The sequence below is a fragment of the Cyanobium sp. BA5m-21 genome (assembly GCF_024346235.1).
Taxonomy (GTDB): domain Bacteria; phylum Cyanobacteriota; class Cyanobacteriia; order PCC-6307; family Cyanobiaceae; genus Cyanobium_A; species Cyanobium_A usitatum.
Map to the genome: position 1 here is coordinate 1 of NZ_JAGQCO010000005.1, position 23,081 is coordinate 23,081.

Annotated in this window: 24 protein-coding genes and 1 pseudogene; 14 read left to right on the forward strand and 11 right to left on the reverse strand. The window is 64.0% G+C overall.

Going from position 1 to position 23,081, the window contains the following annotated elements:
- Together mfd and KBY72_RS02480 are read left to right on the forward strand one after the other, a co-directional pair.
- Nucleotides 1-3,028 (forward strand): transcription-repair coupling factor (gene mfd, locus KBY72_RS02475; RefSeq protein ID WP_254993016.1); only part of this gene is annotated, 3,028 nt, incomplete at its 5' end.
- Nucleotides 3,029-3,126: 98 nt separating this feature from the next.
- Complete coding sequence (locus KBY72_RS02480) at nt 3,127-3,300, forward strand: hypothetical protein (protein WP_254931841.1); 174 nt, start codon at nt 3,127-3,129, stop codon at nt 3,298-3,300.
- A gap of 35 nt (nt 3,301-3,335) precedes the next feature.
- Here the strand turns inward: KBY72_RS02480 and KBY72_RS02485 are convergent, their stop codons facing one another.
- Nucleotides 3,336-3,623, reverse strand: coding sequence for a DUF6737 family protein (locus KBY72_RS02485; protein ID WP_315859515.1), 288 nt, complete (start codon nt 3,621-3,623; stop codon nt 3,336-3,338).
- Here KBY72_RS02485 and KBY72_RS02490 point away from each other — a divergent pair.
- Nucleotides 3,611-4,285: a DUF3598 family protein gene (locus KBY72_RS02490; RefSeq protein ID WP_254960637.1), complete on the forward strand. Its 675-nt coding sequence runs from the start codon at nt 3,611-3,613 to the stop codon at nt 4,283-4,285. The genes KBY72_RS02485 and KBY72_RS02490 overlap by 13 nt on opposite strands.
- On the opposite strand, the gene KBY72_RS02495 is transcribed toward KBY72_RS02490, so the two are convergent.
- The 3 genes from KBY72_RS02495 to KBY72_RS02505 form a co-directional block, all read right to left on the reverse strand.
- Entirely contained in the window at nt 4,222-5,568 is a 1,347-nt protein-coding gene (locus KBY72_RS02495) for a S41 family peptidase (RefSeq protein ID WP_254960638.1), read from the reverse strand. The two genes, KBY72_RS02490 and KBY72_RS02495, sit on opposite strands and share 64 nt — an antisense overlap.
- Before the next feature lie 93 nt (nt 5,569-5,661).
- The gene (gene ispG / locus KBY72_RS02500) at nt 5,662-6,891 is read right to left on the reverse strand and encodes a (E)-4-hydroxy-3-methylbut-2-enyl-diphosphate synthase (RefSeq protein WP_254960639.1); all 1,230 of its coding nucleotides are present in this window, start codon (nt 6,889-6,891) and stop codon (nt 5,662-5,664) included.
- A 51-nt stretch (nt 6,892-6,942) separates the two neighbouring features.
- Nucleotides 6,943-7,599, reverse strand: coding sequence for a uracil-DNA glycosylase family protein (locus KBY72_RS02505; protein WP_254960640.1), 657 nt, complete (start codon nt 7,597-7,599; stop codon nt 6,943-6,945).
- A gap of 122 nt (nt 7,600-7,721) precedes the next feature.
- Between KBY72_RS02505 and KBY72_RS02510 the strand changes: the two genes are divergently transcribed.
- The 3 genes from KBY72_RS02510 (at nt 7,722) to KBY72_RS02520 (ending at nt 10,145) form a co-directional block, all read left to right on the forward strand.
- Complete coding sequence (locus tag KBY72_RS02510; RefSeq protein ID WP_254960641.1) at nt 7,722-8,912, forward strand: pyridoxal phosphate-dependent aminotransferase; 1,191 nt, start codon at nt 7,722-7,724, stop codon at nt 8,910-8,912.
- A gap of 20 nt (nt 8,913-8,932) precedes the next feature.
- Entirely contained in the window at nt 8,933-9,859 is a 927-nt protein-coding gene (locus KBY72_RS02515) for a putative selenate ABC transporter substrate-binding protein (protein WP_254960642.1), read from the forward strand.
- 70 nt (nt 9,860-9,929) lie between these two features.
- The gene (locus KBY72_RS02520; RefSeq protein WP_261352332.1) at nt 9,930-10,145 is read left to right on the forward strand and encodes a hypothetical protein; all 216 of its coding nucleotides are present in this window, start codon (nt 9,930-9,932) and stop codon (nt 10,143-10,145) included.
- A gap of 121 nt (nt 10,146-10,266) precedes the next feature.
- Here KBY72_RS02520 and KBY72_RS02525 read toward each other — a convergent pair whose 3' ends face one another.
- Entirely contained in the window at nt 10,267-11,862 is a 1,596-nt protein-coding gene (locus KBY72_RS02525) for an urea transporter (protein ID WP_254993018.1), read from the reverse strand.
- Between the two features lie 46 nt (nt 11,863-11,908).
- Nucleotides 11,909-13,390: an arginase family protein gene (locus KBY72_RS02530; protein WP_254960644.1), complete on the reverse strand. Its 1,482-nt coding sequence runs from the start codon at nt 13,388-13,390 to the stop codon at nt 11,909-11,911.
- Between the two features lie 173 nt (nt 13,391-13,563).
- Between KBY72_RS02530 and KBY72_RS02535 the strand changes: the two genes are divergently transcribed.
- The 5 genes from KBY72_RS02535 to KBY72_RS02555 all read left to right on the forward strand — a co-directional run bounded on the left by KBY72_RS02535 (nt 13,564) and on the right by KBY72_RS02555 (nt 17,798).
- Nucleotides 13,564-13,794, forward strand: a complete 231-nt coding sequence (locus tag KBY72_RS02535) for a hypothetical protein (RefSeq protein WP_254960645.1) — start codon at nt 13,564-13,566, stop codon at nt 13,792-13,794.
- A gap of 32 nt (nt 13,795-13,826) precedes the next feature.
- Nucleotides 13,827-14,573 (forward strand): ATP-binding cassette domain-containing protein, encoded by a 747-nt coding sequence (locus KBY72_RS02540; RefSeq protein WP_254960646.1) that lies wholly within the window; start codon nt 13,827-13,829, stop codon nt 14,571-14,573.
- Complete coding sequence (locus tag KBY72_RS02545) at nt 14,570-16,156, forward strand: PhnE/PtxC family ABC transporter permease (protein WP_254960647.1); 1,587 nt, start codon at nt 14,570-14,572, stop codon at nt 16,154-16,156. Before KBY72_RS02540 ends, KBY72_RS02545 begins: the two co-directional genes overlap by 4 nt.
- Nucleotides 16,113-16,793 carry a GDSL-type esterase/lipase family protein gene (locus tag KBY72_RS02550; RefSeq protein ID WP_254960649.1) on the forward strand — a complete coding sequence of 227 codons (681 nt, stop codon included), beginning with the start codon at nt 16,113-16,115 and terminating at the stop codon, nt 16,791-16,793. Before KBY72_RS02545 ends, KBY72_RS02550 begins: the two co-directional genes overlap by 44 nt.
- A gap of 105 nt (nt 16,794-16,898) precedes the next feature.
- The gene (locus tag KBY72_RS02555; protein ID WP_254960650.1) at nt 16,899-17,798 is read left to right on the forward strand and encodes a sigma-70 family RNA polymerase sigma factor; all 900 of its coding nucleotides are present in this window, start codon (nt 16,899-16,901) and stop codon (nt 17,796-17,798) included.
- Here the strand turns inward: KBY72_RS02555 and KBY72_RS02560 are convergent.
- Nucleotides 17,756-18,529, reverse strand: a complete 774-nt coding sequence (locus KBY72_RS02560; protein WP_254960651.1) for a DUF92 domain-containing protein — start codon at nt 18,527-18,529, stop codon at nt 17,756-17,758. The genes KBY72_RS02555 and KBY72_RS02560 overlap by 43 nt on opposite strands.
- A gap of 43 nt (nt 18,530-18,572) precedes the next feature.
- Here KBY72_RS02560 and KBY72_RS02565 point away from each other — a divergent pair, with 43 nt between their 5' ends.
- On the forward strand, nt 18,573-19,028 hold the full coding sequence (locus KBY72_RS02565; RefSeq protein ID WP_254960652.1) for a hypothetical protein: 456 nt from the start codon (nt 18,573-18,575) through the stop codon (nt 19,026-19,028).
- Here KBY72_RS02565 and KBY72_RS02570 read toward each other — a convergent pair.
- Together KBY72_RS02570 and KBY72_RS02575 are read right to left on the reverse strand one after the other, a co-directional pair.
- Nucleotides 19,025-19,795: a 16S rRNA (uracil(1498)-N(3))-methyltransferase gene (locus KBY72_RS02570; RefSeq protein WP_254960653.1), complete on the reverse strand. Its 771-nt coding sequence runs from the start codon at nt 19,793-19,795 to the stop codon at nt 19,025-19,027. The genes KBY72_RS02565 and KBY72_RS02570 overlap by 4 nt on opposite strands.
- 119 nt (nt 19,796-19,914) lie before the next feature.
- A pseudogene (locus KBY72_RS02575) lies at nt 19,915-20,358 on the reverse strand (DUF3531 family protein); the annotation flags it as partial.
- A 61-nt stretch (nt 20,359-20,419) separates the two neighbouring features.
- Between KBY72_RS02575 and KBY72_RS02580 the strand changes: the two are divergent.
- Nucleotides 20,420-21,100 (forward strand): ABC transporter ATP-binding protein, encoded by a 681-nt coding sequence (locus tag KBY72_RS02580; protein ID WP_254960654.1) that lies wholly within the window; start codon nt 20,420-20,422, stop codon nt 21,098-21,100.
- Nucleotides 21,097-22,014 carry an Hsp33 family molecular chaperone HslO gene (gene hslO, locus KBY72_RS02585; RefSeq protein WP_254960655.1) on the forward strand — a complete coding sequence of 306 codons (918 nt, stop codon included), beginning with the start codon at nt 21,097-21,099 and terminating at the stop codon, nt 22,012-22,014. Before KBY72_RS02580 ends, hslO begins: the two co-directional genes overlap by 4 nt.
- Before the next feature lie 60 nt (nt 22,015-22,074).
- On the opposite strand, the gene KBY72_RS02590 is transcribed toward hslO, so the two are convergent.
- Together KBY72_RS02590 and KBY72_RS02595 are read right to left on the reverse strand one after the other, a co-directional pair.
- Nucleotides 22,075-22,752: a CPP1-like family protein gene (locus KBY72_RS02590; RefSeq protein WP_254960656.1), complete on the reverse strand. Its 678-nt coding sequence runs from the start codon at nt 22,750-22,752 to the stop codon at nt 22,075-22,077.
- Nucleotides 22,753-22,820: 68 nt separating this feature from the next.
- Nucleotides 22,821-23,060 carry a hypothetical protein gene (locus KBY72_RS02595; RefSeq protein WP_254993019.1) on the reverse strand — a complete coding sequence of 80 codons (240 nt, stop codon included), beginning with the start codon at nt 23,058-23,060 and terminating at the stop codon, nt 22,821-22,823.
- Nucleotides 23,061-23,081 lie beyond the last annotated feature (21 nt).

Sequence of the window (23,081 nt, forward strand, 5' to 3'; positions counted from 1 at the left end):
TGATGTGTTTCCGGTGAGTGCCGAGCTGCCCGTGCGGCTGGAGCTGTTTGGCGAAGAACTGGAGAAACTGCGGGAATTCGATCCCGCCTCCCAGCGCTCCCTAGACGCCATCGAGGTGGTGCGACTCACACCCACCGGCTACGGCCCCCTGATCGCCGATGCCCTGCGCGAGTCGATGCCGGATGGGCTCGCGCAAATGCTCAGCCCGGAGGCCCTCGAGCAGCTACTCGAAGGGGGCACCCCGGAGGGCATGCGGCGGCTGATGGGCCTGGCCTGGCAGCAGCCGGCCTCCCTACTGGATTATTTGCCGGCCCACACCCTGATCGCCATCGATGAGCGGCGCCACTGCCTCTCCCATGGCCAGCAGTGGTTTGACCATGCCTGCGACCACTACGCCGACGTGGTGAAGGAGCTGGAACTAGATGCCAGCGCGGCGCCAACCATCCTGCCGCCGCTCCTGCATCGCCCCGCGGCAGACGCCCTGGAGCAGGCGGAGGTGTTTGCGGGTTTCGATCTGGCCGAGCTGCACGAAACCGACCAGCACCCGAACAGCTTTGACCTGGCCTCCCGCTCGGTGCCGGCCTACCCCAACGCCTTCGGCAAGCTGGCCGGCCTGGTGAAGGGCTTTGTGGCCGAGAAAGCCACGGTCTGGCTGCTGTCGGCCCAGCCCTCGCGGGCGGTAGCCCTGTTGGAGGAACACGACTGCGTCACCCGCTTCGTGCCCAATCCGGCCGACTTTCCGGCCATCGACCGACTGGTGGAGCAGGCCACGCCGGTGGCCCTGAAAACCAAGGGCACCGCCGAGCTCGAAGGGCTGCAGCTACCGGCCTGGCGGCTGGTGCTGATCACCGACCGGGAGTTCTTTGGTCAGCACGCCCTGGCCGCCAGCGGCTACGTGCGCCGGCGCCGCAAGGCTGCCAGCCGCACCGTGGATCCGGGCAAGATGCAGCCGGGCGATTTCGTGGTGCATCGCAACCACGGCGTCGGCAAGTTTCTGAAGCTGGAAAAGCTGGCGATCGGCGGCGAATCCCGCGACTACCTGGTGGTGCAATACGCCGACGGCCTATTGCGGGTGGCCGCCGACCAGCTGGGCAGCCTCGGCCGGTACCGCGCCAGCACCGATGCGCCTCCAGACCTAAACCGCATGGGCGGCACGGCCTGGGCCAAGGCCAAGGAGCGCGCCAAAAAGGCCGTGCGCAAGGTGGCGGTGGATCTGGTCAAGCTCTACGCCGAGCGCCACCAGGCACCGGGCTTCGCCTTCCCCGCCGACGGCCCCTGGCAGCACGAACTCGAAGACTCCTTCCCCTACGAGCCCACCCCCGACCAGGTGAAGGCAATCGCCGATGTCAAGCGGGATATGGAGCAGCCCCAGCCAATGGACCGGCTGGTGTGCGGCGACGTGGGCTTCGGCAAAACGGAGGTGGCGATCCGGGCCATCTTCAAGGCGGTCACGGCGGGCAAGCAGGTGGCGATGCTTGCCCCCACAACGGTGCTGGCGCAGCAGCACTGGCGCTCCCTTTCGGAGCGCTTTGCGCCCTACCCAATGAAGGTGAGCCTGCTAAACCGCTTCCGCACCACCGCCGAACGCAAAACAATCCTGGAAGGGTTGGGCGCAGGCACGGTCGATGTGGTGGTGGGCACCCACCAGCTGCTCTCCAAAAGCACCGGCTTCAAGCAGCTGGGTCTGCTGGTGGTGGATGAGGAGCAGCGCTTTGGCGTCAACCAGAAAGAAAAGATCAAGGCGCTGAGAAAAGACGTAGACGTGCTGACCCTTTCGGCCACACCGATCCCCCGCACCCTCTACATGAGCCTTTCCGGCGTGCGGGAGATGAGCCTGATCACCACACCACCGCCGCTGCGCCGGCCGATCAAGACCCACCTGGCCGCCCTCGACGAGGAGGCGGTGCGCAGCGCTATCCGCCAGGAGCTCGACCGCGGCGGCCAGATCTTTTACGTGGTGCCGAGGGTGGAGGGCATTGAGGATGTGGCCTCCGGCCTGCGGCTAATGATCCCGGGTCTGCGGCTGCTGGTCGCCCACGGCCAGATGGCTGAAGGCGAGCTGGAGAGCGCCATGGTGGCCTTCAACGCCGGCGAAGCCGACCTGATGCTTTGCACCACGATCGTGGAGAGCGGCCTCGACATCCCCCGGGTGAACACGATCCTGATCGAGGACGCCCACAAGTTCGGACTGGCCCAGCTCTATCAGCTGCGGGGCCGGGTGGGGCGCAGCGGTATCCAGGCCCATGCCTGGCTGTTTTATCCCGGCAATGCATCCCTGAGCGAAGCTGCACGGCAACGGCTGCGGGCGATTCAGGAATTCGCCCAGCTGGGATCGGGCTACCAGCTGGCCATGCGCGATATGGAGATCCGTGGCGTCGGCAACCTGCTGGGGGTGGAGCAGAGCGGCCAGATGGAAACCATCGGCTTCGACCTTTATATGGAGATGCTGCAGGAGTCGCTGGCTGAAATCCAAGGCCAGGACATCCCAGTGGTGGAAGACACCCAGATCGACCTGCCTGTGACCGCCTTCATCCCAGGCGATTGGATCACGGAAAACGACGAGAAGATCGCCGCCTACCGGGCCGCCGCCGAGTGCGGCGGCAAGGAGGAGTTGCTGGAGCTGGCCACCGGCTGGGTGGATCGCTACGGCGCCATTCCGGCGCCGGTTATCTCGCTGTTGCAGCTGATGGAGCTGAAGCTGGTGGCCAAGCGCTGCGGCTTCTCCCGCATCAAGCCGGAAAAACCCAACATCGCCCTGGAAACCCCCATGGAGGAGCCCGCCTTCCGCCTACTGCGCCAGGGCCTGCCCCAGCACCTCCATGGCCGCCTGGTGTTTCAGCCCGGATCGGGCGCCACCGCCAAGGTGCTGGCCCGGGGCCTGGGGGTGCTGCCTGCTGAGAAGCAGCTCGAGGAGCTGATGGGCTGGCTCAACCAAATGGCGGAGCAAATCCCAGGCAGCGATGGCCTCACCGAAGCCCAGCGGCGCGAGCAGCTCAAGGCCCGCAACGAAGAGGTGTTGGCGGTGTAGGCGCCGCCAGCGAGCCGCTCCTGGGCCCAAGGGCCCCTTAACCAACCAGATTCCGCAAAAATCCGTTACATTCATGAGAAGTTGTGTAACGGCGATCCATGGGCGAAGTGATCGGAGCAGGTTCGGGCTTAGGGGGCGGGTTCAGCCTCGTTTCTGGAGTGGTGAGCCTCCTGGCGATCGGCATGTACGCCATGCTTCAACCAGGTGCCGGCAACAACAACGATGATGACGATTCCGGCCCCGGCGGTGGACTGATGCAGCCGGTCGCCTGATTCCGCCTAGCTAGGCGCTTGAAATCAAGACCAGCTCAAAGTTTGTCTGATCCTTGTCCAGCCCGCAGTTCAGCCTGATAGCCAGCTGGCACCACAACAAGAAAAAGCAGCCACCAAGCAAGCACTCCTAGGGCTACAGGCGCGGTGATCCACCAACGCTGAAGCAGCACCCAGCTCCCTGCCACCACAATTGCACCGGTGAGCAAGATGCTCCAAGGCTGGCACCACCAGGGTTTCATCTCCCAAATTGACGCAGGGTGGTTCATTTGAGGTGGGGGCGAATCAAGCGGCACAGCCACCAAATTTCTATATGAATACGCCATTCTCGCCGCTTACTGCCCAGATGCGGCGAGAAACCTTGCTCGCCCACAACTCTGGCGATTGGCATGGCTGCTTCATTCGCTGTGATGGCCGTGGCCTGGAGCAGGAGCGCTTCAAAAGCCAGCTCTCAGTGCAAGACCAAGGCGGCAAAGTGATGGCTGCGTTGACCAACGTCAGCAGTGGCCAGGTGCGCTCAATGGATTTTGATGAGCCTCCGGCGGAAATGCAAATCAGCCCAGAGGGGCACTGGAGCCTGGGCCCCGATCGCATCGGTGCCTGGCCCTGGGTGAGCGAGCTCTGCTTGGTGTGGGGAGAGCGGCGCCGCCGCGCCGTGATTCGCCATGGCAGCGAACGGCTCGAATCGCTGGTGGTTGTAAGCGAGGCGAGGCCAGGGATGGAGGAACCATTACCTCCCGCGCCGCTCCAGGCCCTAGCTAGCCCGGCCCCCGCTAGCGCTGGCTTGATCTGGAGCCTGCTGGCAGCTTTAGGCGTAACACTCCAAACGGCGGATCGCCGGCAGTCTGGGGTGCCAGAAGAGGTAGCCCTGTGCTGGCAGCCCGAACCGGGTATTCACCTGGAAATTCGCAGGAGCTACAGCGCCTATGGCGCGCTGGAGTCCTGGGGGGCCACGGCCGCCGGCACATTGGCGCTGCGTGGGTTATAGGCCTTCTCCACGCTGTTTGCATTGCGAAGCCGTTTCACCAGCGTGGATTCCGCCACCCGGTATTGGCTGTCCTTCTTGGTGCCGAGATCCTCGAGCTTGAGGCGCTGGGACTCGAGCTCAGTCATTTTTGCCGTCACATCAGGGTCGATGCCGTGCTTGTGGATGTCGCGGCCACTGGGGGTGAGGTATTTGGCGATGGTCACGGTCATCCCTGAGCCATCAGATAGCCCCCGCACCGACTGCACCAAGCCCTTACCGAAGGTTTTCTGGCCCACCAGCACAGCCCGGTTGTTGTCCTGAAGGGCGCCGGAGAGAATTTCACTGGCGCTAGCTGAACCCTCATTAACCAGCACCACCATGGGCTTGGTGGTGAGGGCGCGGCCGTTTGCGCGCTTGACATCCTGGATGCCATCACGGGTTTTGGTGGAAACGATCGTGCCTTCGTTTAGCCAATGGCGGGCAATCTCCACGCTTGCCATCAGCAGGCCGCCTGGGTTGCTGCGCAGATCCAGCACATAACCTTGGGCCCCCTTTTCTTCGAGGTCCTTCACCGCCAGGCGCATGTCCTTGGTGGCGGTGGCATTGAATTGCTTGAGGCGGATATAACCCACCTTGACGCCATCAGCACTGGTGTTGATCTGGTGGTCGACGGCATGGAGCTCGATGCGCTCCCGAGTAAGGGGCAACTCCAGGGTCTGAGCCTTGCGCTTGAGGGTGAGGGTCACCGTGGTGCCGGCCTGACCACGGATCAGCTTGACGGCATCCTCGGTGCTCATGCCCTTGGTCGACTTCCCGTCGATCGCCACAATCACATCCTTGGGCTGAACGCCAGCCCTCGATGCGGGCGAACCTTCAATTGGTGAAACCACCACCAGATTTTTTGTTTCCTTATCCAGGCTCAGCTGGATTCCCACCCCGGAGAGTTCTCCGGAGGTGTCGATCTGCATCTCCTTGAATTCCCTTGGATCGAGAAAACGGGTGTAGGGGTCATCGAGGCTGCCGAGCATGCCCCGGATCGCTTCATAGGCCTCCTTAGAGCTGCCGTAACTCTTGGCGAGCACGTCACGCCGCAGGCTGCGCCATTGCTCTGGCTTGTACTTGCCGTTGATATCCAGATAGTCGCGGAAGACGATCTGCCAGGTCTGGTCGATTACTTCCTTGGGGCTGTCGCTGATGCGGGTAGAGCCACCGGGAGGGGTCACCAATTCCCTGGCCACGACCGCAGTGGCCGCACAAGCACCAATACCGACCAGCACGAGCAGGCTGGTGCGGGGGCTGGCCATCAGGAAAAGCCGTTGCGGCGCGGGAAACGTCTCTTCAAACTAGCGCCGCTGATTGGTTTTAACCGGGGCGGGTTACCGGAAGTGAGCAGGCGCTCAGGGATCAACCCAGCGACCATCCTCCTGAATCAGGGCGATCAGGGCTGCCACTCCCTCGGCCTCCGGCACCCGGCGAATCTCCTCCCGGCCCCGGTAGAGGGAAATGGTGCCGGGGATTTTACCCACATAGCCGTAGTCGGCATCGGCCATTTCGCCCGGCCCGTTAACGATGCAACCCATCACGGCGATGTCCAGACCGGTGAGGTGGGACGTGGCGTTGCGCACCTTGTGCAGCACCTCCTCCAGGTTGAACAGGGTGCGGCCGCAACTGGGGCAGGCCACGTATTCCACCATCGTCTTGCGCAGCCCCAAGGCTTGCAGGATCGAGTAGCAAACAGGAATTTCCTTCTCGGGGGCCTCAGTGAGTGACACCCGGATCGTGTCGCCTAGACCCTCAGCCAGCAAGGGCGCAATGCCGGCGGTACTTTTAATTCGCCCGTAGTCGCCATCGCCTGCCTCGGTGACTCCCAAATGCAGGGGGTAGGGGAAGCCCTCCGCATCCATGCGGTCGGCCATCATTCGGTAGGCGGCCATCATCACCGGCGCCCGCGAGGCCTTCATTGACACCACGATGTTGTGGAAGTCGAGCCGGTCGCAGATGCGGATGAATTCCATGGCGCTCTCCACCATGCCCAGGGGCGTGTCGCCGTAGCTGAACAACATCCGCTCAGCCAGGGAGCCATGGTTGACACCGATGCGCAGGGCCTTGTCCTCCTGCTTGAGCAATTGAACCAACGGTTCAAATGTTTCGGCGATGCGCTCACCGATGGCAGATACCTCCTCGGGGCTGAATTCGGTGCGATTTGGGTCGGGCTTGTCAAACACGAACAGACCCGGGTTGATCCGAACCTTGTCGACGTGCTGGGCAACCTCCAGTGCAATCTTCATGCCGTTGTGGTGCACGTCGGCCACCAATGGCACCGGCTGATAGGTGTCTTCAAGGCGCTGGCGAATTTCTTTTACCGCCTTCGCGTGGGCCAGGGAAGGCACCGTAAGTCGCACGATTTCGCAACCGACTTCGTGCAGCCTCCGGATGCCGGCGGAGGCACCCTCAATATCGAGGGTGTCCTCGTTGATCATCGACTGCACCGCCACCGGGTGATCGCTGCCGATCCAGATATCTCCCACCCGCACGCTGCGGGTCTGGCGCCGGTGAATCACGGTGTCGTAGCGAGCCGGAGTGACGTAGGGAGCCACGCTGTCGTAGGGAGCCGGGGTGCCGGTCATGGCTGGGTGAAGCGGGGGGCCGGGAAGGGCAAAGCCTGTCACAAAAGCCGCTTAAGCGACGAGGGTGTCAAACGGATTGAGCAGTTCAGCAAGGCGGGCGGGATTGGCCAGCAAGGATCGGCGTACCTCCTGGAAGTCGGCTGCCGTGAGCGCGCGGGGCGAGCCCTCGGCCTGCGAGTTAAAGCGCAGCAGATAGGAGGGATGCAGGACCGGCATCAGGCGCCGGCCCCGCAAAATTTCAATCTCGCTGGCGTGCCACTGGCCCCGCAGGCTGGTGATGCCGCCCTTAATTCCCAGCACCCCCTCCAGCGCCGTGGCCCCCACCAGCAGGATCACGGCCGGATTCACTAAAGCGATCTGATGATCAAGCCAGGGGCGGCAGGCGGCCAGCTCCATGGGCTTGGGCTTGCGGTTGCCAGGGGGGCGGCACTTGACCACATTGCAAACGTAGGCATCTCGGTTGCTGTCGATGCCAGCGGCAGCCAGCAGCTGATTGAGCAGCTGGCCGGAGCGACCTACAAAAGGCAAGCCAGCGCTGTCTTCCTGAGCGCCGGGTCCCTCGCCGATCAGCATCAGCCGGGCGGCGGGATTGCCCCGACTCACCACCACCTGCTGCCTCTCCGCGGCCAGACCACAGCGGCGACAGGCTGCGCAATCGAGCAGCAACTGCCCCAGGGACTCGGCTGGGGCAGGGGTAGGTGTCGTCACGGCAAAACCATCAACGTGTAACTAGCTGGCCATTTCGTGCCCCTTTGAACCGTACGCGGCAAATCCGTAAGGCAGGATGCCAGCCAGTGCTGATGCCGCGCGTCCTGATGCCGGACACAGGGATGACCGCCGCGCCCACCACCACTCCGGCCCTCTCTGCCCGGGCCCGGGCCCTCCAGCCCTCCCTCACCCTGGCCATTGCTGCCCGAGCCAAGGCCCTCAAGGCCGATGGCCAAGACATCTGCAGCCTCAGCGCCGGCGAACCTGATTTCGATACCCCGGCCTTCATCCGCCAGGCCGCCACGGCTGCTCTGGAGGCAGGCCATACCCGCTACGGCCCAGCCGCCGGCGAGCCTGCCCTGCGCGATGCGATCGCCGCCAAGCTCAGCACTGAAAACGGCATACCCACCACCGCCCAGCAGGTGCTGGTCACCAACGGCGGCAAGCAGGCGCTCTACAACCTGTTCCAGGTGCTGCTCGAGCCCGGCGACGAGCTGCTGCTGCCGGCGCCCTACTGGCTCAGCTATCCAGAAATCGCCAAGCTCGCCGGCGCCACGGTGACCATGCTGCCCAGCTCAGCGGCCCAAGGCTTCCGCCTCGATCCGGCCCAACTGGAGGCAGCCATCACTCCAGCCAGCAAGTTGCTTGTGCTCAACAGCCCCGGCAATCCCACCGGCATGGTGCTGAGCCGGCCGGAGCTGGAGACGATTGCCGCCGTGCTGCGCCGCCATCCCCAGGTGGCCGTGGTGTGCGATGAGATTTACGAATTCCTGCTGGCCCCAGGCCACGCCCACCACAGCTTTGGCGCCGTGGCGCCAGACCTGGCCGATCGCGTCTTCACGGTGAATGGCTTCGCCAAGGGCTGGGCCATGACCGGCTGGCGCATCGGCTGGCTGGCTGGGCCCCAGCCAGTGGTAGCCGCCGCCAGTGCCCTGCAAAGCCAGAGCACCAGCAACGTTTGCAGCTTTGCCCAGTTCGGCGCCCTGGCTGCGATCGAAGCGCCCCGCGACTGCGTGCACGCCATGGCGGCCCAGTTCAACGAGCGCCGCAGCCTGCTGAGTGCGGGGCTGATGGCAATCGAAGGATTGAAACTGCTGCCGCCGGAGGGGGCGTTCTATGCCTTCCCCGATGTAAGCGGCTTTGGCCTCGATTCCATGACCCTGTGCAACCGGCTGCTCGATGAAGTGGGCCTAGCGGTGGTGCCAGGGGTGGCCTTCGGCGACGACCGCTGCATTCGACTTTCCTGCGCAGCCGGGCCTGCCACGATTGAGGATGGCCTGGCGCGCCTGCAGCGCTTCCTGGCTGCCCTCTGACTCCCACCTTTTCCAAATAAATGTCCACCCGAGAACGTTTGACCGCCGCATTGACGGGGCTTTGCCTAGCCCTGCTACCGGCGGTCCTCCCCCCCGTGCCCGCCTCCCTGCTGCCGGCGGCCGCAGCCCAGCAGGTGCTGCGCATCGGTGCCATCCCCGACCAGAACCCTGAAAAGCTGAACCGCCTTTACGGCCTGGTGGCCGATGAGCTCAGCCAGCAACTAGGTGTGAAGGTCAGCTACGTGCCCGTCACCGATTACGCAGCTGCTGTTAGCGCCTTCCGCACCGGCAGTCTTGATCTGGTGTGGTTTGGCGGTCTCACCGGCGTGCAGGCCAGCCTGCAGAAACCCGGTGCCCAGATGCTTGCCCAGCGAGACATCGACGCGCAGTTTTACACCGTGTTTATCGCCAATGCCCGCAGCGGCCTTAAGCCGATCCAGAACCAGAAAGGGCTGGTGGCACTCAAGGGCAAGCGCTTCACCTTTGGCTCGGAAAGCTCCACCTCCGGCCGGCTGATGCCCCAGTACTTCCTCGCTCAGGCAGGCGTCAAGTTGGCTGATTTCGCTGGCGGAGCCCCCGGCTTCAGTGGCAGCCACGACGCCACCATCGCCCTGGTGCAGAGCGGCACCTACGACGCCGGCGCCGTCAATGAGCAGGTGTGGAAGAGCAACCTGCGCAGCGGGAAGGCCAACCGCAGCAAGGTGGTGCAGATCTGGCGCACCCCCAGCTACCCCGACTACCTATGGCTGGGCCAGCCCAACCTCGACCAGCGCTTCGGCAAGGGCTTCAGCGCCAAGCTGCGCCAGTCGATCATCAGCTGGCGAGCCACTGACCCAGAGCAAAAGCAGATCTTGAGCCTGTTTGGTGCCCAGCAATTCACCACGGTGAAGCCGGACGAATACAAGCAGATCGAGCAGGTGGGGCGGCAAATCGGCAAGATCCGCTGACACAGGCCGGCGTTTGGGTCCAGCAGCATTCAGAATCAAGCCTCTCCAGCGCCTCAGATCCGTGGTCTGGTTGATTGATTTGGTCTTGCTGCTGGCAGGCTTTGTGCTTTGGAGCCGCGCCAATAATGAAGGCGATGAGGCTTGGTCCCTGTTTCTGCGCAGCATCGCCTTTCTTGATCTGGCCTTCATCACCTTCGGCAACGGCCAACTGCTGATTGAGATTCCCGCCCTCGCCCTTGCCCTGGCCCTGCCATCAGCGGCCAGCCTGCACCGGCGGCGCACCTGAAACGTCCATGAATCCCCGCGGCCCTGATCTGATTGAGGTTTCCTTAGTGGCTCTGATCCTGGCGCTGATCGTTTACCGCCTCACCCTGGTCTGAAGGAGCGCTCAGGTTGGGATGGCCGGTTCATGTAAGAAGCAGCTGGTCTACAAACTGGAGCCAGCTGAGGCCATCGGGAGAGCGGCTGAAGAGGAAGGACTCCTCCTCAGCATTAAGGGGACGTACGCCCACACTGGCCAGCAGACGCCTGAGCTCGGCCGGATCAAGCCGGTCATCGCCATTGGCATCGACTGGCAGCAAATAGTTGAGCAGCCGAGCCTCGCCAAGGTGCAAACGCTGCAGGCGAAGCATCAGCTCACCAAACTCCTCGGCATCCACCCGGCCATCCCCATCCAGGTCCATGACCTGCAAGACCCCAGCCAGCTGGACTGCCAGCACTCCACCCTCTCCGTCTTGCTGGGGATCAATCCCCAGACCATCGAGCAGCTCCGCCGCACTGATATCGCTATTGCCGTCTTGATCGAGTCGCTGAAACAGGGCCGACATTTGCTGCCGCATCGGCGCCGGAACCCGTCCAGCCAAAAAAGCGCGGCGCTGGCCGCTGATTGCCAGGTGCAGGTTTTGACGAAAATCGGCAAGCAGGGTGCGGGCCAACACAAAGCGCTGGCGATGCTCCTCCGGGGTCAAGGTGGCGTGCAGCGAAACCGGAATCAGGGCCGGCAAGGCACGACGCACCAGCAGCTGAATCACCCAGGTGGCAAGCACAAAAGCCAAGGTGAGCGAAGGCCAGCCCTGAGCTGGAGTCAGGCTCCAACCGCACTGGAACAGGCTCGCCAAAGCCGCACCTCCCAGACCCACCGCCAAGCTGGCCCAGCTGGGGGCGTAAAAAATCCCCCCCAAGGCGATCGCCACCAGTAAGCCGTTGTATCCCCAGAGGCCTTGGGCGATCGCATCCAAAGGGGCATCGAGCAGAAGGCCGGTTGCCATGCCAACCAGGGCACCAAGCAAACCCAGTCCCGCCGCCAGGGGGCTGGCGAGGGCTGTGGCAAGTAACACCAGCAGGCCACTCCAGGGGTTGGCGCAGAGAAAAACCTGACCCGCGGATCGGAGCAGCCCATGGGTGAGGGCCTGCGAGGTGCTGGCAAGCTCGGGCATCGGGACCGGTTCGGCCAGCGCCAATGCCGCCCCCGGAGCAAGGGAAGCCAATCCCAGCAAGCCCCATGTAACAAGAATGAACGGCAGGGTGAGTGGTGGTAGCCCCAGGGAACGGTTGATTCCCCTGCCCAGCCCCTCAAGCAGCAAGGTGGTCAGCGCACCACCAAGCAGCACCAAAGCAGCCCAAATCAGGCTGGAGAGGGGGCGATCGAACTGGGCGAAATTGGCGACGGCGCAGCCCACCAAGGCGCCGTTGAAGCCGTAGATGCCCTCGCTCCGCAACCCCTCCGGCAAGCAGAGGAGCCGAGCTGTGCAGTGGGAAGCTGCGGTACCCAGCAGGGCCAACAGAGCACACCAAGGCGACTGCACCAGGAAGGCGAACAGCAACACCAGCCCACTGAGGGGATTGTTGATGAAGATCACCTGGGCCAATCCACGTAAACCTGCCAATAGCGAAACCAGGCCGGGGTTGAGTCGCGCGACAGGGCCATGCAGCTGATGCAGGGTGCCCATGGTGGGCAGCAGCTGTTGAAGCCTGGAGGGCAGGTCAACAGCAGGCTCGAGCAAATCTCTAAGCAGCTCAAAGGCCGATTTCACAGACCTGTCCATCGGCCTAGAGGCGGGCGTCGAGCACCTCTAACACATCCTGATAAACGCTAAGTGACACTTCTGCCAAGGTATTAAGACTATCTAGATGGGGGTTAATTTCACAGATTTCCCAGCAGCAAACCCTAGGGTCTGCCAGTAGGGACCGGGTGAGCTGGCGAGCCTCATCAGCCCAAAGGCCACCAGGCACGGGCGTGCCGGTGCCCTTGCAGATAGTGGAGTCCATGCAATCCACATCGAAGCTCACATAGATCAATTCGACTTGGCTGAGATGATCTAGACAGCGCTGAGCTGCCTGCTCTGGCCCCAATCGCCGAACATCGTCTGTCGTAATGACCGGGATGGAGAAATGCTCAAGCGTGAAATTTTCAGCAGGCTCCGTATCACGTACTGCCACATAAATTAGATCTTCAAGCAGGATCGACGGCGATCCTGTGCCATTGAGATATTGGAGCTCTTGCCAAAGCAACCTGGTCGTTGAATCGGGCTCGTTGATGGCCTCAATGGTGTTGTCGTGAGCCGAGGCAATGGCCAAAGGCATGCCGTGCATGTTGCCGGAGGGCGTGGTGTAGGGAGAATGGATATCGGCATGGGCATCGATCCACACCACGCCCAGGCGCCGATCGGGATGGGCCTGGCGAATGCCGGCGATGGTGGCGGCAGCCGTGGAATGATCGCCAGCGATCACGATTGGGAACAATCCGCGCTCCAGGGTGGAGGCCACCAAGGCGGCCGCCTCCCGCATCACTCCGGCAATCGTCTCGATATGGCGTGCGTGGGGGGTGGAGGTGGCGGAGCCCAGCTCCGCGGCTCGTGCTCCAGGCCTTGTCTGACCTTTGATTTCCTCAATCAACCGATCGCTGATTTGGCGCAGCCCCTGCTGACGGGCAGCGGCCTGCTTGAGCAAATCAATGCCAGAACCAGCTCCCGGCGTGCCAGCACCAAGGTCACAATCGACCTCCACCAAGGCAACCCTGGAGCGGCTGGAGGCGCTTACATACTGGGCCAGGGTCTTTTTCAGTCGCTTCAGATCTGCCAGCGAAAGCTCGATCACCGCATCGGCTTCGAGTAGCTGCAGAAATTCTTCAACGCTGATGCAATTATCCCCATCTCGATCGAGGGCTGCCAGCAACCGATCTGCCTCTGGTAGATCGGCGCAGGAGGGCGCCAGGGCCGCAAGCAACACCTCCAGCTCCTGGAAACTGAGGCTGCCGCTGCCATCACTATCTACTAATTCAAAGATCTCGCGCAGGCAGGAGGCAACAGCCAAACCTGGCCGGCCTTGGGCCCAGCCACTGAAAGCCGCCAGCTCCACCTCCCCATCGCAGCCAACCAGATCACGCAGAGCTTGGCGATCTTCAATAGCAACCACTCCAGCCATGCTGGCGAGAACATGCTCCACCTCATGCGCAGATATTTTCCCGTCGCCGTCTTGATCAAACAGACTAAATAGACCGACGAATTCATCTGAACGAGAGGATATTGACACTATGAAGGATCAAAATGATTGAACAGGTTGACTGAATTGATTTCAGCAAATCCTGCCTTATACACAACATAAAAGTCGATCAAGCCCTCGGCAAACGTGCCCATTGCTACTGAAATAAGAAAGCCTTCGGTTTGCAGGGGCTTAGCCTGGGTCGCGATGACGTCCGGTTCGCCATGGAGTTCAAGGGATCCCTGGATGAGCTCAAGGAGTTGGTTGCCCAATTAGGGGTGCCGTGTCAATGGCAACACAAGGGGGCTTTTGAGCTCGCCGTTTTTGAAGATGGCGTCAGCAATCTGAAGCTCAACTGGTGGCCCCGGGACGGAATCCTGCGATTGGTGGGAGATCCGGAGGTTCGCGACAGCCTGCAGGCAAAACTGCAAGAAATTCTGAGCGGTCATGGCTAAAAGCCAAATGACCGGATGAACCAGGCCCGCATGTGACGTCCCTACTGATCCTCCAAGACATCACCGTCAAGGGCCGCAGCCAGCCTCGCCTTGATCGGGTGTCGCTGCAGGTTGATGCCGGTGAACGGATCGCCCTGCTGGGTCCCAGCGGAGCTGGCAAAAGCACCCTGCTTGCCGTGGCCAATGGCTTGCTGACCCCGCAGCAGGGCAGGGTGTTTTGGCAAGGGGAGGCACGGGCCCGCAGCGGACGGGCCCGGCGACGACAGCAAGCCCGGATCGGCACCCTCTGGCAAGACCTGCGCCTGATCGAGGAGCTCACCGTGCAGCAAAACCTCAACGCCGCCCGGCTAGCGGTCTGGGGCTGGCCGCGGGCCCTGCTCAACCTGCTGATGCCCCTAGAGACCAAGGCCTGCACAACGATGTTGCAGCGGCTTGATCTCGATCCAGCCCTGCTCAGCCAGCCCGTCTCCGCCCTCTCCGGCGGCCAGCGCCAGCGGGTGGCCCTAGCTCGACTACTGCGACAGGAACCCGAACTGCTTCTAGCCGATGAACCTTTAGCCAGCCTTGATCCCCGCCTGGCCGGCGAGCTGTTAACCCTCCTGCTGGAGCTCGCCAACCCGCCTCGGGCCTTGCTGCTGAGCCTGCACCGTCCCGATTTGCTGGCTGGTTTCGATCGGGTGCTGGGGCTGCGGGCCGGGCGCCTTGTCTTTGACCAACCCATGGCCAGCCTTGAGCCAGGCCAGCTCACGGAGCTTTACGCCGGGACCCCAGGGGCATGAGACCAGCGGCGCCGTTGTGGGTGTTGCTGCCCGCCCTAATTGTGCTGCCGCTGCTGGCGTTGCTGCCGGGAATCAGCCATGGCGGTGGCTGGGAGCTGGTGGGGCAATTTGCTGCCGCAGCCCTGCGGCCTTCCCTTGATCCCATAGTGCTGGGATCGGTGCTGGGCGGCCTAGCCGTAACAGCCGGCATGGCCCTATTGGGCTGGGCCGGCAGCCTGGTGCTGGGCTTGGTGCTGGGAATCGCTAGTTCAAGGGTGGTGTGGCGCACCTGTTACGGCAGCGCTGCTCCAGCCAGCTGGATACGCCGCCTACTAGCCATACCGCGCTCGATTCACGAGCTGCTCTGGGGGCTGCTGTTGCTTCAGGTGGTCGGGCTTCAACCAGTGGTGGCGGTAGTGGCAATCGCCATTCCGTTTGGAGCGCTGGTAGCCCGGGTGGTCAGCGACCTGCTGGATGCCCTGCCCACCGCCAGCCTGGAGGCCCTGCGCTGCGGCGGCAGCCCCGCCCCCACCGCCCTATTCACGGCCCTGGGGCCGCCCCTGCTGCCCCAGGTGATCAGCTACAGCGGCTACCGGCTCGAATGCGCCTTGCGCAGCGCCACCCTGCTGGGAGTTTTTGGCCTGGGCGGGCTGGGCACCGAGCTGCGCCTCACCCTGCAATCGCTGGCCTTCAACGAGCTTTGGAGCGGCCTGTGGCTACTACTGGCGGTGATGCTGCTGCTGGAGGCCCTGATGGGCTGGCTGCGGCGTCGCTGGGCCATGCCGGCACGGCTGGGCCTGAGCCAGCGGGGGGTGGGCAGCCAGGGCCAGGAGATGGTGGCTGTGGCAATGGCCACGCTGCCCGTGCTGGTGCTGGTGGCATGGCGCCTGGAGGTGCAGCCCGCCACCCTGTTGCAGTGGCAAGGCCTGCCACCGCTGGGCGCGTCCGACTGGGGATCCGTGGCCGCCCTGCCCTGGCCGAGCCTGATAGGCAACACCCTGGTGCTCACCTTCGTAGCCGCGGCCCTAGCTGTGGGGCTGGCGCCGCTGCTACTGCTTCTAGCGACGCCCTGGCCTGCGGCGGGCGCGCTGGTGCGGGGGCTTTGGGCCCTGGGCCGGCTATGGCCGCCACCGCTAACGGCGCTGTTGCTTCTGTTTGTGCTCCAGCCCGGGGTGCTCACAGGTGCCCTTGCCCTGGGCTTCCACAACCTGGGCATTCTCGGACGCCTGCTACTAGAAGCCGCCGAAACCAGTGGCGGCAATAAGGAGCAGGCCCTGCTGGCCGCAGGGGTGGGTCCTCGCCTGGCCCTGCTCTACGGCCGCTTCAGCGGCCTGGCCCGTCCCTACTTGGCCTATGGCGCCTACCGGGCTGATGTGATTTTGCGCGAATCGGTGGTAGTGGGGCTGGTTGGGGCCACGGGCCTGGGCAGCCAGCTGCTGGAAGCCCTGAGTTCGTTTGCCGGCGACCAACTGCTGGCTCTTGTGCTGGCCTATGCGCTGCTGACCTTGCTGGGGGAAGATCTCAGCGACCGCGCACGCCAGTGGCTGCTGGAGACCCCCCATGGTGATGGCCATCCCCAGGAAGCTGGTGGCACTTGGCGATAGCGGCGTTTTGGGCTGGGGTGATCCCCTTGAGGGGGGCTGGTGCGAGCGGCTGCGGCGCCACTGGATGGAACTGCCGGGCGGCCCGGTGCTCTACAACCTCGGCGTGCGTGGCGATGGCCTGGAGCGACTGGCAGCCCGCCTCAGCGCTGAGGTTGGCTGCCGCGGTGAGCTACGACGCCAGCTGCCGCAGGGGATCCTGCTCGGCATAGGCCTCAACGACACCGCCCGGGTGGGACGGCCTGATGGGCGACCCCAACTGGATGCAGAAGGCTTTTTGTTTGGCTTGCAGCAGCTGCTGCACAAGGCCAAGGAGATCGCTGCGGTGCATGTGGTCGGCCTCACCCCGGTGGAGGAGAGCGCCATGCCCTATGCCGGGGTGCTCTGGTATTCCCTGGCAGACATCCGGCGCTACGAGGCCCTGCTGGAAGAGGCCTGCCTGGAGGCGAATGTGCCGTTCCTGCCCCTGCTGGAGGGGCTGCTGGCCGATTCCGACTGGCCCCTATGGCTGAGCAACGACGGCCTGCACCTCAACAGTGAGGGGCATCGCCGGGTATTTGAGCGGGTGCGCTCCTGGCCGGCCCTTCTGGACTGGGCCGATCTGCAGCTGCGCCAAGAGCCCACCCCCTTGGGCTACTAAGCAGCAATTACATATCACCCATTCGGGTGAGAGCGCTTCACCACCCTGGGGGAGCCAGCCGGATAGGCACCGCGGCGAAGGTAAAAACACCGACGCCTCCACCCCATGGCATCTGCCCACTCGAAAACATCTGCCCGCCAGCGCCGCAGCGGCCAAGCCGATCCAGCCCAGGCCGAGCTGGGCCCCTCCCAGCTGCACACCCGCAACCGCAGCTGGCTTGAGGCCATGGCCGCCAGCCCTGACGCCGCAACCAAGCTCTGGTGGCGCAACGCCCTGGTAGAGCACAACCTGGCCCTGGTGCGCATGGTGGCCCAGCGCCAGCGCCAACGCACGGGTCAACCTTTTGATGAGCTGGTTTCTGCAGGCTGCCTGGGGCTGATCCGGGCCGTAGAGACCTTCGACCTGCGCCAAACCTGCAATCTCAGCAGCTATGCGGTGCCCTACATCCGCGGCGCCATGCTTCACGACGTCCGCGACCACGGCCAGCCGCTGCACACCCCCCGGCGGCTGCGGGAACTACAGCAACGGGCCAGGCGGCTACAGGAGCAGCGCCGCAGCCAGGGCCTTGCACCGCTTGCCGCCGCAGATCTGGCCTTAGAGCTCGGTTGCAACACCGCCCAACTTGAGGAGGCCAGCGCAGTGCAGCGGGCACTGCAGGTGCGCAGTCTCGATGCCCCGCTCAGCGGCGAAGGCGAGCAGGCGGGCACCCTGCTCGACCAGCTGGCAGCCGGTTCAACAGCCGCAACCAGCGCAGGGGACGATCTGGGCGAAGATCTGACGGCTGGCGAAAGGGTTTTAGAGGCCCACTGGTTGCAGGCTCAGCTAAGCCGGCTGGGCGGCATCGAGCAGCGGTTGCTGCTGGGTCACTGGATCGAGGGTCTGGGCTGGTGCGAGCTGGCCCTTGAGCACAAGCTCAGCAGCCGCCAAGCCCGGCAGCGTGGCGAGGCCCTGCTGGCCTGGCTTCAGGAGAACGCCATCGCCAGCAGCGCAGCGATCGCCGTCTGAAGCCCGTTCACCAGCTCGTTACTGAGCCAGCCCCAACGCTGTTGGAAGCTGGCTCCGATCAGGCTTTCGATCAAGGTGGCCCCCAGTCCAACCAGGGTCACAAGCAGCCAGGCGCCGCTGCCAGCCAGCAGCCCCAGGGCCAGCATCAGGGCCGCCATCAGCGCACTGCCCGCCAGGCTGGCGGCGGTGCCCTCCAAGCTGATCGCCCCTTCCGTGCCGGGGGGCACCGGACGCAAGGTGGTGATCAGCAGCGTGTGGCGCCCCCAGCGCTTGCCGATTTCACTGCCGAATGTGTCGGCCAACTTGGCGGCGAAGCTGGCAGCAAAACCAACCAGCAGCAGCGGCGCCGCTGCTGGCGCCAGGGCGGCGGCGCCAGCCAGTAGGGCACCAGTAGCGGCCGAACCCCAAACGTTCTCCGGCCCTCGCAACCCGCCCCGCGCCTCCGCCAATCCCCGCGCCTGCTTGGTGCGAAAGCCCAGGCGCGTCACCAGGGAGCCCAGAGCCAGATAGATCACCACCGCCAGCCAGCCCCGCAGGCCGAGGCAACCCCACAGCAAGCTGCCGAGGATGCCCGCATGCACCCAGCCAGCGCGGGTGAGCAGGGGCAGGCGCTGGGCAAGGAAGATCAGCACCGCATTGAGGGCCACGGCCAGGAGCCAGTGGCTCCAGGTCTGGGGGGCGACGAGTGCAGGGGAGAGCAGGGCCGGCACTACAAGGTCCTGGGCAGACATCAGCACAGGGCAGCAGCGGCGCCAACAAAGTGTGTTGCACAGCGTGGCAGCAGCGTCAGAGGGCAGCGCAGCAACGGATAATCCCCATTACGACGCTGCTGCCGTGATGGTGTTCAACCGCAAGGCCTCCTTCTTCTTAGATCTAGGCAGCGAAGGGGCCACACCAGCGCAGGTGGCGATCGCCGAGGCCAAGCCCGATCCCAGCGAACCGGAAGCCAGCCAAGCGGCAACTTTCCAAATAGGAATTGGCTCGTCCACTCCAGATGCTGCTGATGCAGCAACACCAGCGAGCCCAGCTCCAGCAGGCACTGCACCCACCACTGCTGAAGCGATCGCTGCCGAATTACGGGCCGCCCAGGAGGCCCTGCCCCCACCCAGCAACGTCACCTTCGCCCCCGACTGCCTCAACCCCACCAACGCCCTGCCAAGCCGCCGTCGCCTAGCCGGCGCAAACCTGGCTGGTTATAAGGCGATGGCCTCTGGCATGTTCCGCAACTAACTCAGCTGGGCACGCCAGTGGCTGAGCAGCCCTGCTGCCGACACTGCAGCGGTGCTGCAACGCAAGATCGTGGTGCCCAAGCTCACGGCTTGCCAGCCGTGGGCCAGCGCCAAGGCTTCCTCCCCTGGAGTCCAGCCCCCCTCCGGGCCAATCGCCACAGTGAGCGGCTCGCTGGCACCAGGAGGTTCTCCTAAGCGCTCCAGCGCCTGGGCTAGCAGGGCCAGGCCCGGCCGTCTGGCGGTGCACAGCAGCCCCCGGCCTGAACCACCGGGAGGCCTGGCCCCCAGCAGCTCGGCAGCTGGCCGCAGCGTTTCCAGCTGGGGTTGCCACAGGCGCTCACACTGCTCCACCGCCTCCCGCAGGATCGCCTCTGCTCGCTCCGGCTTCAGGGAGTCGGCGGCAACGCTGCGCTGTGCCTGTAGAGGGGTGAACCGATCCACACCAAGTTCACAGGCCATGCGCAACAACACGTCGGCATCGCGCTTTGGCAGGGCCACCGCCAGCTGCAGTGGCGGCGCCGGTGGAGGCTCAAACGCCAGGGGGGAGCTGCGGGGCTGCTCCAGCAGAGCCTGATCGGCAGGACCCAACAGGGCAGTCCAGAGACTGCCTGCCCCATCCACCACCGCAAAGCGATCACCGGGGCGCAAGCGCAGCACCCGGCTGAGGTAATGGAGCTCCTGGCGATCCAGCTCCAGCTCAGCGCCAGCAGAGGGGCCGGCGGGCAAGCGACCGGGGGTAATTAGCAGACGGCGCAGATCCCGAGTCACGCTGCTTCCTAGTCGCGGGACTGGGGGTCTTCGTAATCTTCGCCAGCTTCACCATCGTCTTCGTCGTTGTCATCTTCATCGTTGTCGTCTTCGTCGTTGTCTTCATCCTCAAGCTCATCGAGGCCAGGGAACAGGGCATCGGGTTGCTCCTCGATCGGCCAGTCGTCGTTGAGGCCACCAATCAGCAACTCCTCAATTTCGAGCACGTCGTTGTTGAGCTGGCCCAAGGCATTGATCAACACGTCGAGAGCGAAGGCATCACTGGTGCCGAGATCCACCCAGCAGCGCGCCCACTCCTCCTGATATTCCATAGGGCCCATGTTGTGCATCAGGGCTGGCAGGGCGCCGGCAGCAGCCTCGTGGCTGTAGTCCATCCAGCCCAGCTCCGCTCCCTCCTCGTGGGCCTGGAGGTTTTCGGCGTTGAAGCCCCCCAACTTGCCCAGGTAAAACCAACTATCGAAGGCGGTTTCCAAGTAGCCGCGCTCACCCGAACCCACCGGGTGGGGGAAACGCATCCAGATCCAGCAGTTGAAGGGATTGAATTCGCGGAAACGCACCTCCATGGCGGATTGGCTGCAACAGAGAACTGGCTCAATCAAACACGCCCGCCGGCATGCTGGGGGGATGCTTGAGCTCCGCAACGTCAGCTACCAACCGGCCACGGCGGTGGCACCGGTGCTCTGCGGCGTCAGCCTCACCCTGGCCGTGGGCCGCGCTTCCCTGGTGGCCGGCCGCAGTGGCAGTGGCAAAACCACCCTGCTGGAGGTGATCAGCGGCTTGGCCGAGCCCTCTAGCGGCCAGGTGCTGTGGGAAGGCGAGCGGCTCAATGGTCGCCAGCTGCGCTGGCTATGCGGCCTGGTGTTTCAGTTTCCGGAGCGCCATTTCCTCGGCCTCAGCGTGGGGCAGGAGCTGAAGCTCGGTCACCGCCGGCTCACAGCAGAAGAGGCCCAGGCAGCCCTGCAGCTGGTGGGTATGGAAGGGTTGTCATTGCAGCAGGCGCCGGAGCAGCTCAGCGGCGGCCAGCAAAGGCGCCTGGCCCTGGCAGTGCAGCTGCTGCGCAACCCCCGGGTGCTGCTGCTGGATGAACCCACCGCAGGCCTCGACTGGGCCGTTCGTGGCGAAATCCTTGAGCTATTGGCGGTCCTCTCCCAGGAGCGGGCCGTGCTGGTGGTCACCCACGAGCCGGAGCTATTTCGCGGCGTGATCGATGGTGGCTGGCGACTGGAGCAGGGCCAGCTGGAACCCCTCGGCGCGCTGCCTACGATGGCCCCAACGATGGCCACACCCCAGGAAAACCAGCCTTGAGCGACCAACTTCTCCGGGCCACAGCCGCCGGCGGCGGCATCCGCATGGTGGCGGTCAGCACCACCCAGGCCAGCCGCACCGCCAGGGAGCGCCACCAGCTCTCTTTTCTCGCCAGTGCCCTGCTGGGCCGCGCCATGACGGCTGGGCTGCTGCTGGCCAGCTCGATGAAGGTGGCCCACGGCCGCGTCAACCTGCGCATTGCCTCCGATGGCCCCCTGAAGGGCCTGATGGTGGATGCGGGCCGCAACGGCACTGTGCGCGGCCATGTGGGCTATCCGGGCTTGGAGCTCGAGCTGCTGAAAGATCCAGAAGGCCTGGCCCACTTTGACTTCAAAACCGCCTGCGGCACCGGCTATCTGCACGTGGTGCGAGATCTGGGTGAAGGCGAGCCCTTCAGCTCAACGGTGGAGCTGGTGAGCGGCGGCATCGGCGAAGACCTGGCTTCCTATCTGCTGCACTCCGAGCAGACCCCTTCAGCGGTATTCGTGGGCGAGCAGCTCGACAAGAGTGGTGTGGTTTGCAGTGGCGGCGTGCTGGTGCAGGTGATGCCAAAGGCCGCCCGCGAACCAGCCCTAGTGGCCCTTCTCGAGGAGCGCTGCCGCGAGGTGAAGCACTTCAGCCAACGACTAGCCGAGTGCGAAGGCCAGCTACACAACCTGCTCGAAGATATTTTCCCAGACCTCGATCCCCAGCCCCTGGAAGATGCTGAGGCCTGTACGCCGGTGCGGTTCCACTGCCCCTGCAGCCGGGAGCGCAGCGTCAGCGCCCTGAAACTGCTTGGCCACGTCGAACTCAACTCAATTTTAGTAGAAGACGGCCATGCCGAACTTATCTGCCACTTCTGTAATGAGATCTACACGGTTGGGTCAGCAGAACTTAGCGAACTAATCGCAGAGTTCGCTCCTGGCATGTAGGTAGCAATGCCTGAGCTGTTCCAATAATCAAACAATTAGCTGGTTAAGTCATTAACCAAATCAACCAATCAGCAGGGCCCCAAGCAACAACAGCAGCAGAGCCGGCAGGCTTTGCACTTGGGTAAGGCTCAATGGCAACCCAAGCGGCAAGGTGCTGGAGAGAGCACCGGCCAAAATCGCACCCACCAGCAATCCGGCGCAGAGAAGGGCGAAGCCCCAGCCCACCGCAGCCAGGAAGCGGCGGTTACGCCACTGCAGGTTGATAACTACCATTGCGGTAGCAAAGGCCAGCACCAGATCCGGGGGGAAGCCTGGAGCGAGCAGCAGTAGGAGCAGTAGAGCCCCAGATGTGGCCAGGGGGAACCAGAGCTCCCGACCAGTGGCTAGAGCCAAGCCAGGAAGCCTGAGCTGGGGAGCGGAAACCCTGGGCAACTGAAGCTGAGGCAGGGCCGGTACTGCCAGCTTGGGCGGCGGCGGCGCCAGTTGCTCCCGCTGGGAGGCGGACTTAGCCGCGCTACTCACGCGACCCTGCTGACGCTCTTTGAGGCGCTCCATTAAGACAGCGTCGTAGGCAGCCTCGATCCGCGAGCGCGCCATGGTGTCGTCACCCACCTCGTCGAGCCGGGCCAATTTGGCGGCCTGAACCTCGTCGAAGCCAGCATCAGCAGGCACGCCCAGCAGCTCGTAAGGGCCAGAGGGGTCGGCAGCCGGTGATGGCTGGTCGGAGCGTTGGGTCATGACAAGCCGCGGAACGGCACAGGGGGGATCACAAAACGTTCCCTAGAGGTCAGCGTATCGAGGCCTGACTAAAACAGGGGCTCACTAGAGAGAAATCCAGACTCGAGTTGCAGTCGGCGGCTGCAGCTCTCTGCTTCCTCAGCCCCGAGTCGCTTGCGGTGCTTGAGCAGGGGAAGCTGGGGTGGCAAGTGGCTACCTTCCCGCATCTCAACCGTGGTCGCACCAATAGGTCCCTGGGCGGGCAGGAAACTCACGTAATCGCAGCCCCCGTCTGGGCGGGGACGCACCAGCCAAAGAGGCTTGGGCATCACTGTGATGGTTCGTTACCT

Coding starts and splice junctions, on each gene's coding strand:
- KBY72_RS02495 (WP_254960638.1), bottom strand. CDS start 5,568: ATGGCCAGCCCCCGCACCAGCCTGCTCGTGCTGGTCGGTATTGGTGCT.
- KBY72_RS02560 (WP_254960651.1), bottom strand. CDS start 18,529: ATGTCTGCCCAGGACCTTGTAGTGCCGGCCCTGCTCTCCCCTGCACTC.
- KBY72_RS02595 (WP_254993019.1), bottom strand. CDS start 23,060: ATGCCCAAGCCTCTTTGGCTGGTGCGTCCCCGCCCAGACGGGGGCTGC.
- KBY72_RS02545 (WP_254960647.1), top strand. CDS start 14,570: ATGAGACCAGCGGCGCCGTTGTGGGTGTTGCTGCCCGCCCTAATTGTG.
- KBY72_RS02515 (WP_254960642.1), top strand. CDS start 8,933: ATGTCCACCCGAGAACGTTTGACCGCCGCATTGACGGGGCTTTGCCTA.
- KBY72_RS02510 (WP_254960641.1), top strand. CDS start 7,722: ATGACCGCCGCGCCCACCACCACTCCGGCCCTCTCTGCCCGGGCCCGG.
- KBY72_RS02480 (WP_254931841.1), top strand. CDS start 3,127: ATGGGCGAAGTGATCGGAGCAGGTTCGGGCTTAGGGGGCGGGTTCAGC.
- ispG (WP_254960639.1), bottom strand. CDS start 6,891: ATGACCGGCACCCCGGCTCCCTACGACAGCGTGGCTCCCTACGTCACT.
- KBY72_RS02550 (WP_254960649.1), top strand. CDS start 16,113: ATGGTGATGGCCATCCCCAGGAAGCTGGTGGCACTTGGCGATAGCGGC.
- KBY72_RS02485 (WP_315859515.1), bottom strand. CDS start 3,623: ATGGCGTATTCATATAGAAATTTGGTGGCTGTGCCGCTTGATTCGCCC.
- KBY72_RS02590 (WP_254960656.1), bottom strand. CDS start 22,752: ATGACCCAACGCTCCGACCAGCCATCACCGGCTGCCGACCCCTCTGGC.
- KBY72_RS02490 (WP_254960637.1), top strand. CDS start 3,611: ATGAATACGCCATTCTCGCCGCTTACTGCCCAGATGCGGCGAGAAACC.
- KBY72_RS02580 (WP_254960654.1), top strand. CDS start 20,420: ATGCTTGAGCTCCGCAACGTCAGCTACCAACCGGCCACGGCGGTGGCA.
- KBY72_RS02535 (WP_254960645.1), top strand. CDS start 13,564: ATGGAGTTCAAGGGATCCCTGGATGAGCTCAAGGAGTTGGTTGCCCAA.
- KBY72_RS02555 (WP_254960650.1), top strand. CDS start 16,899: ATGGCATCTGCCCACTCGAAAACATCTGCCCGCCAGCGCCGCAGCGGC.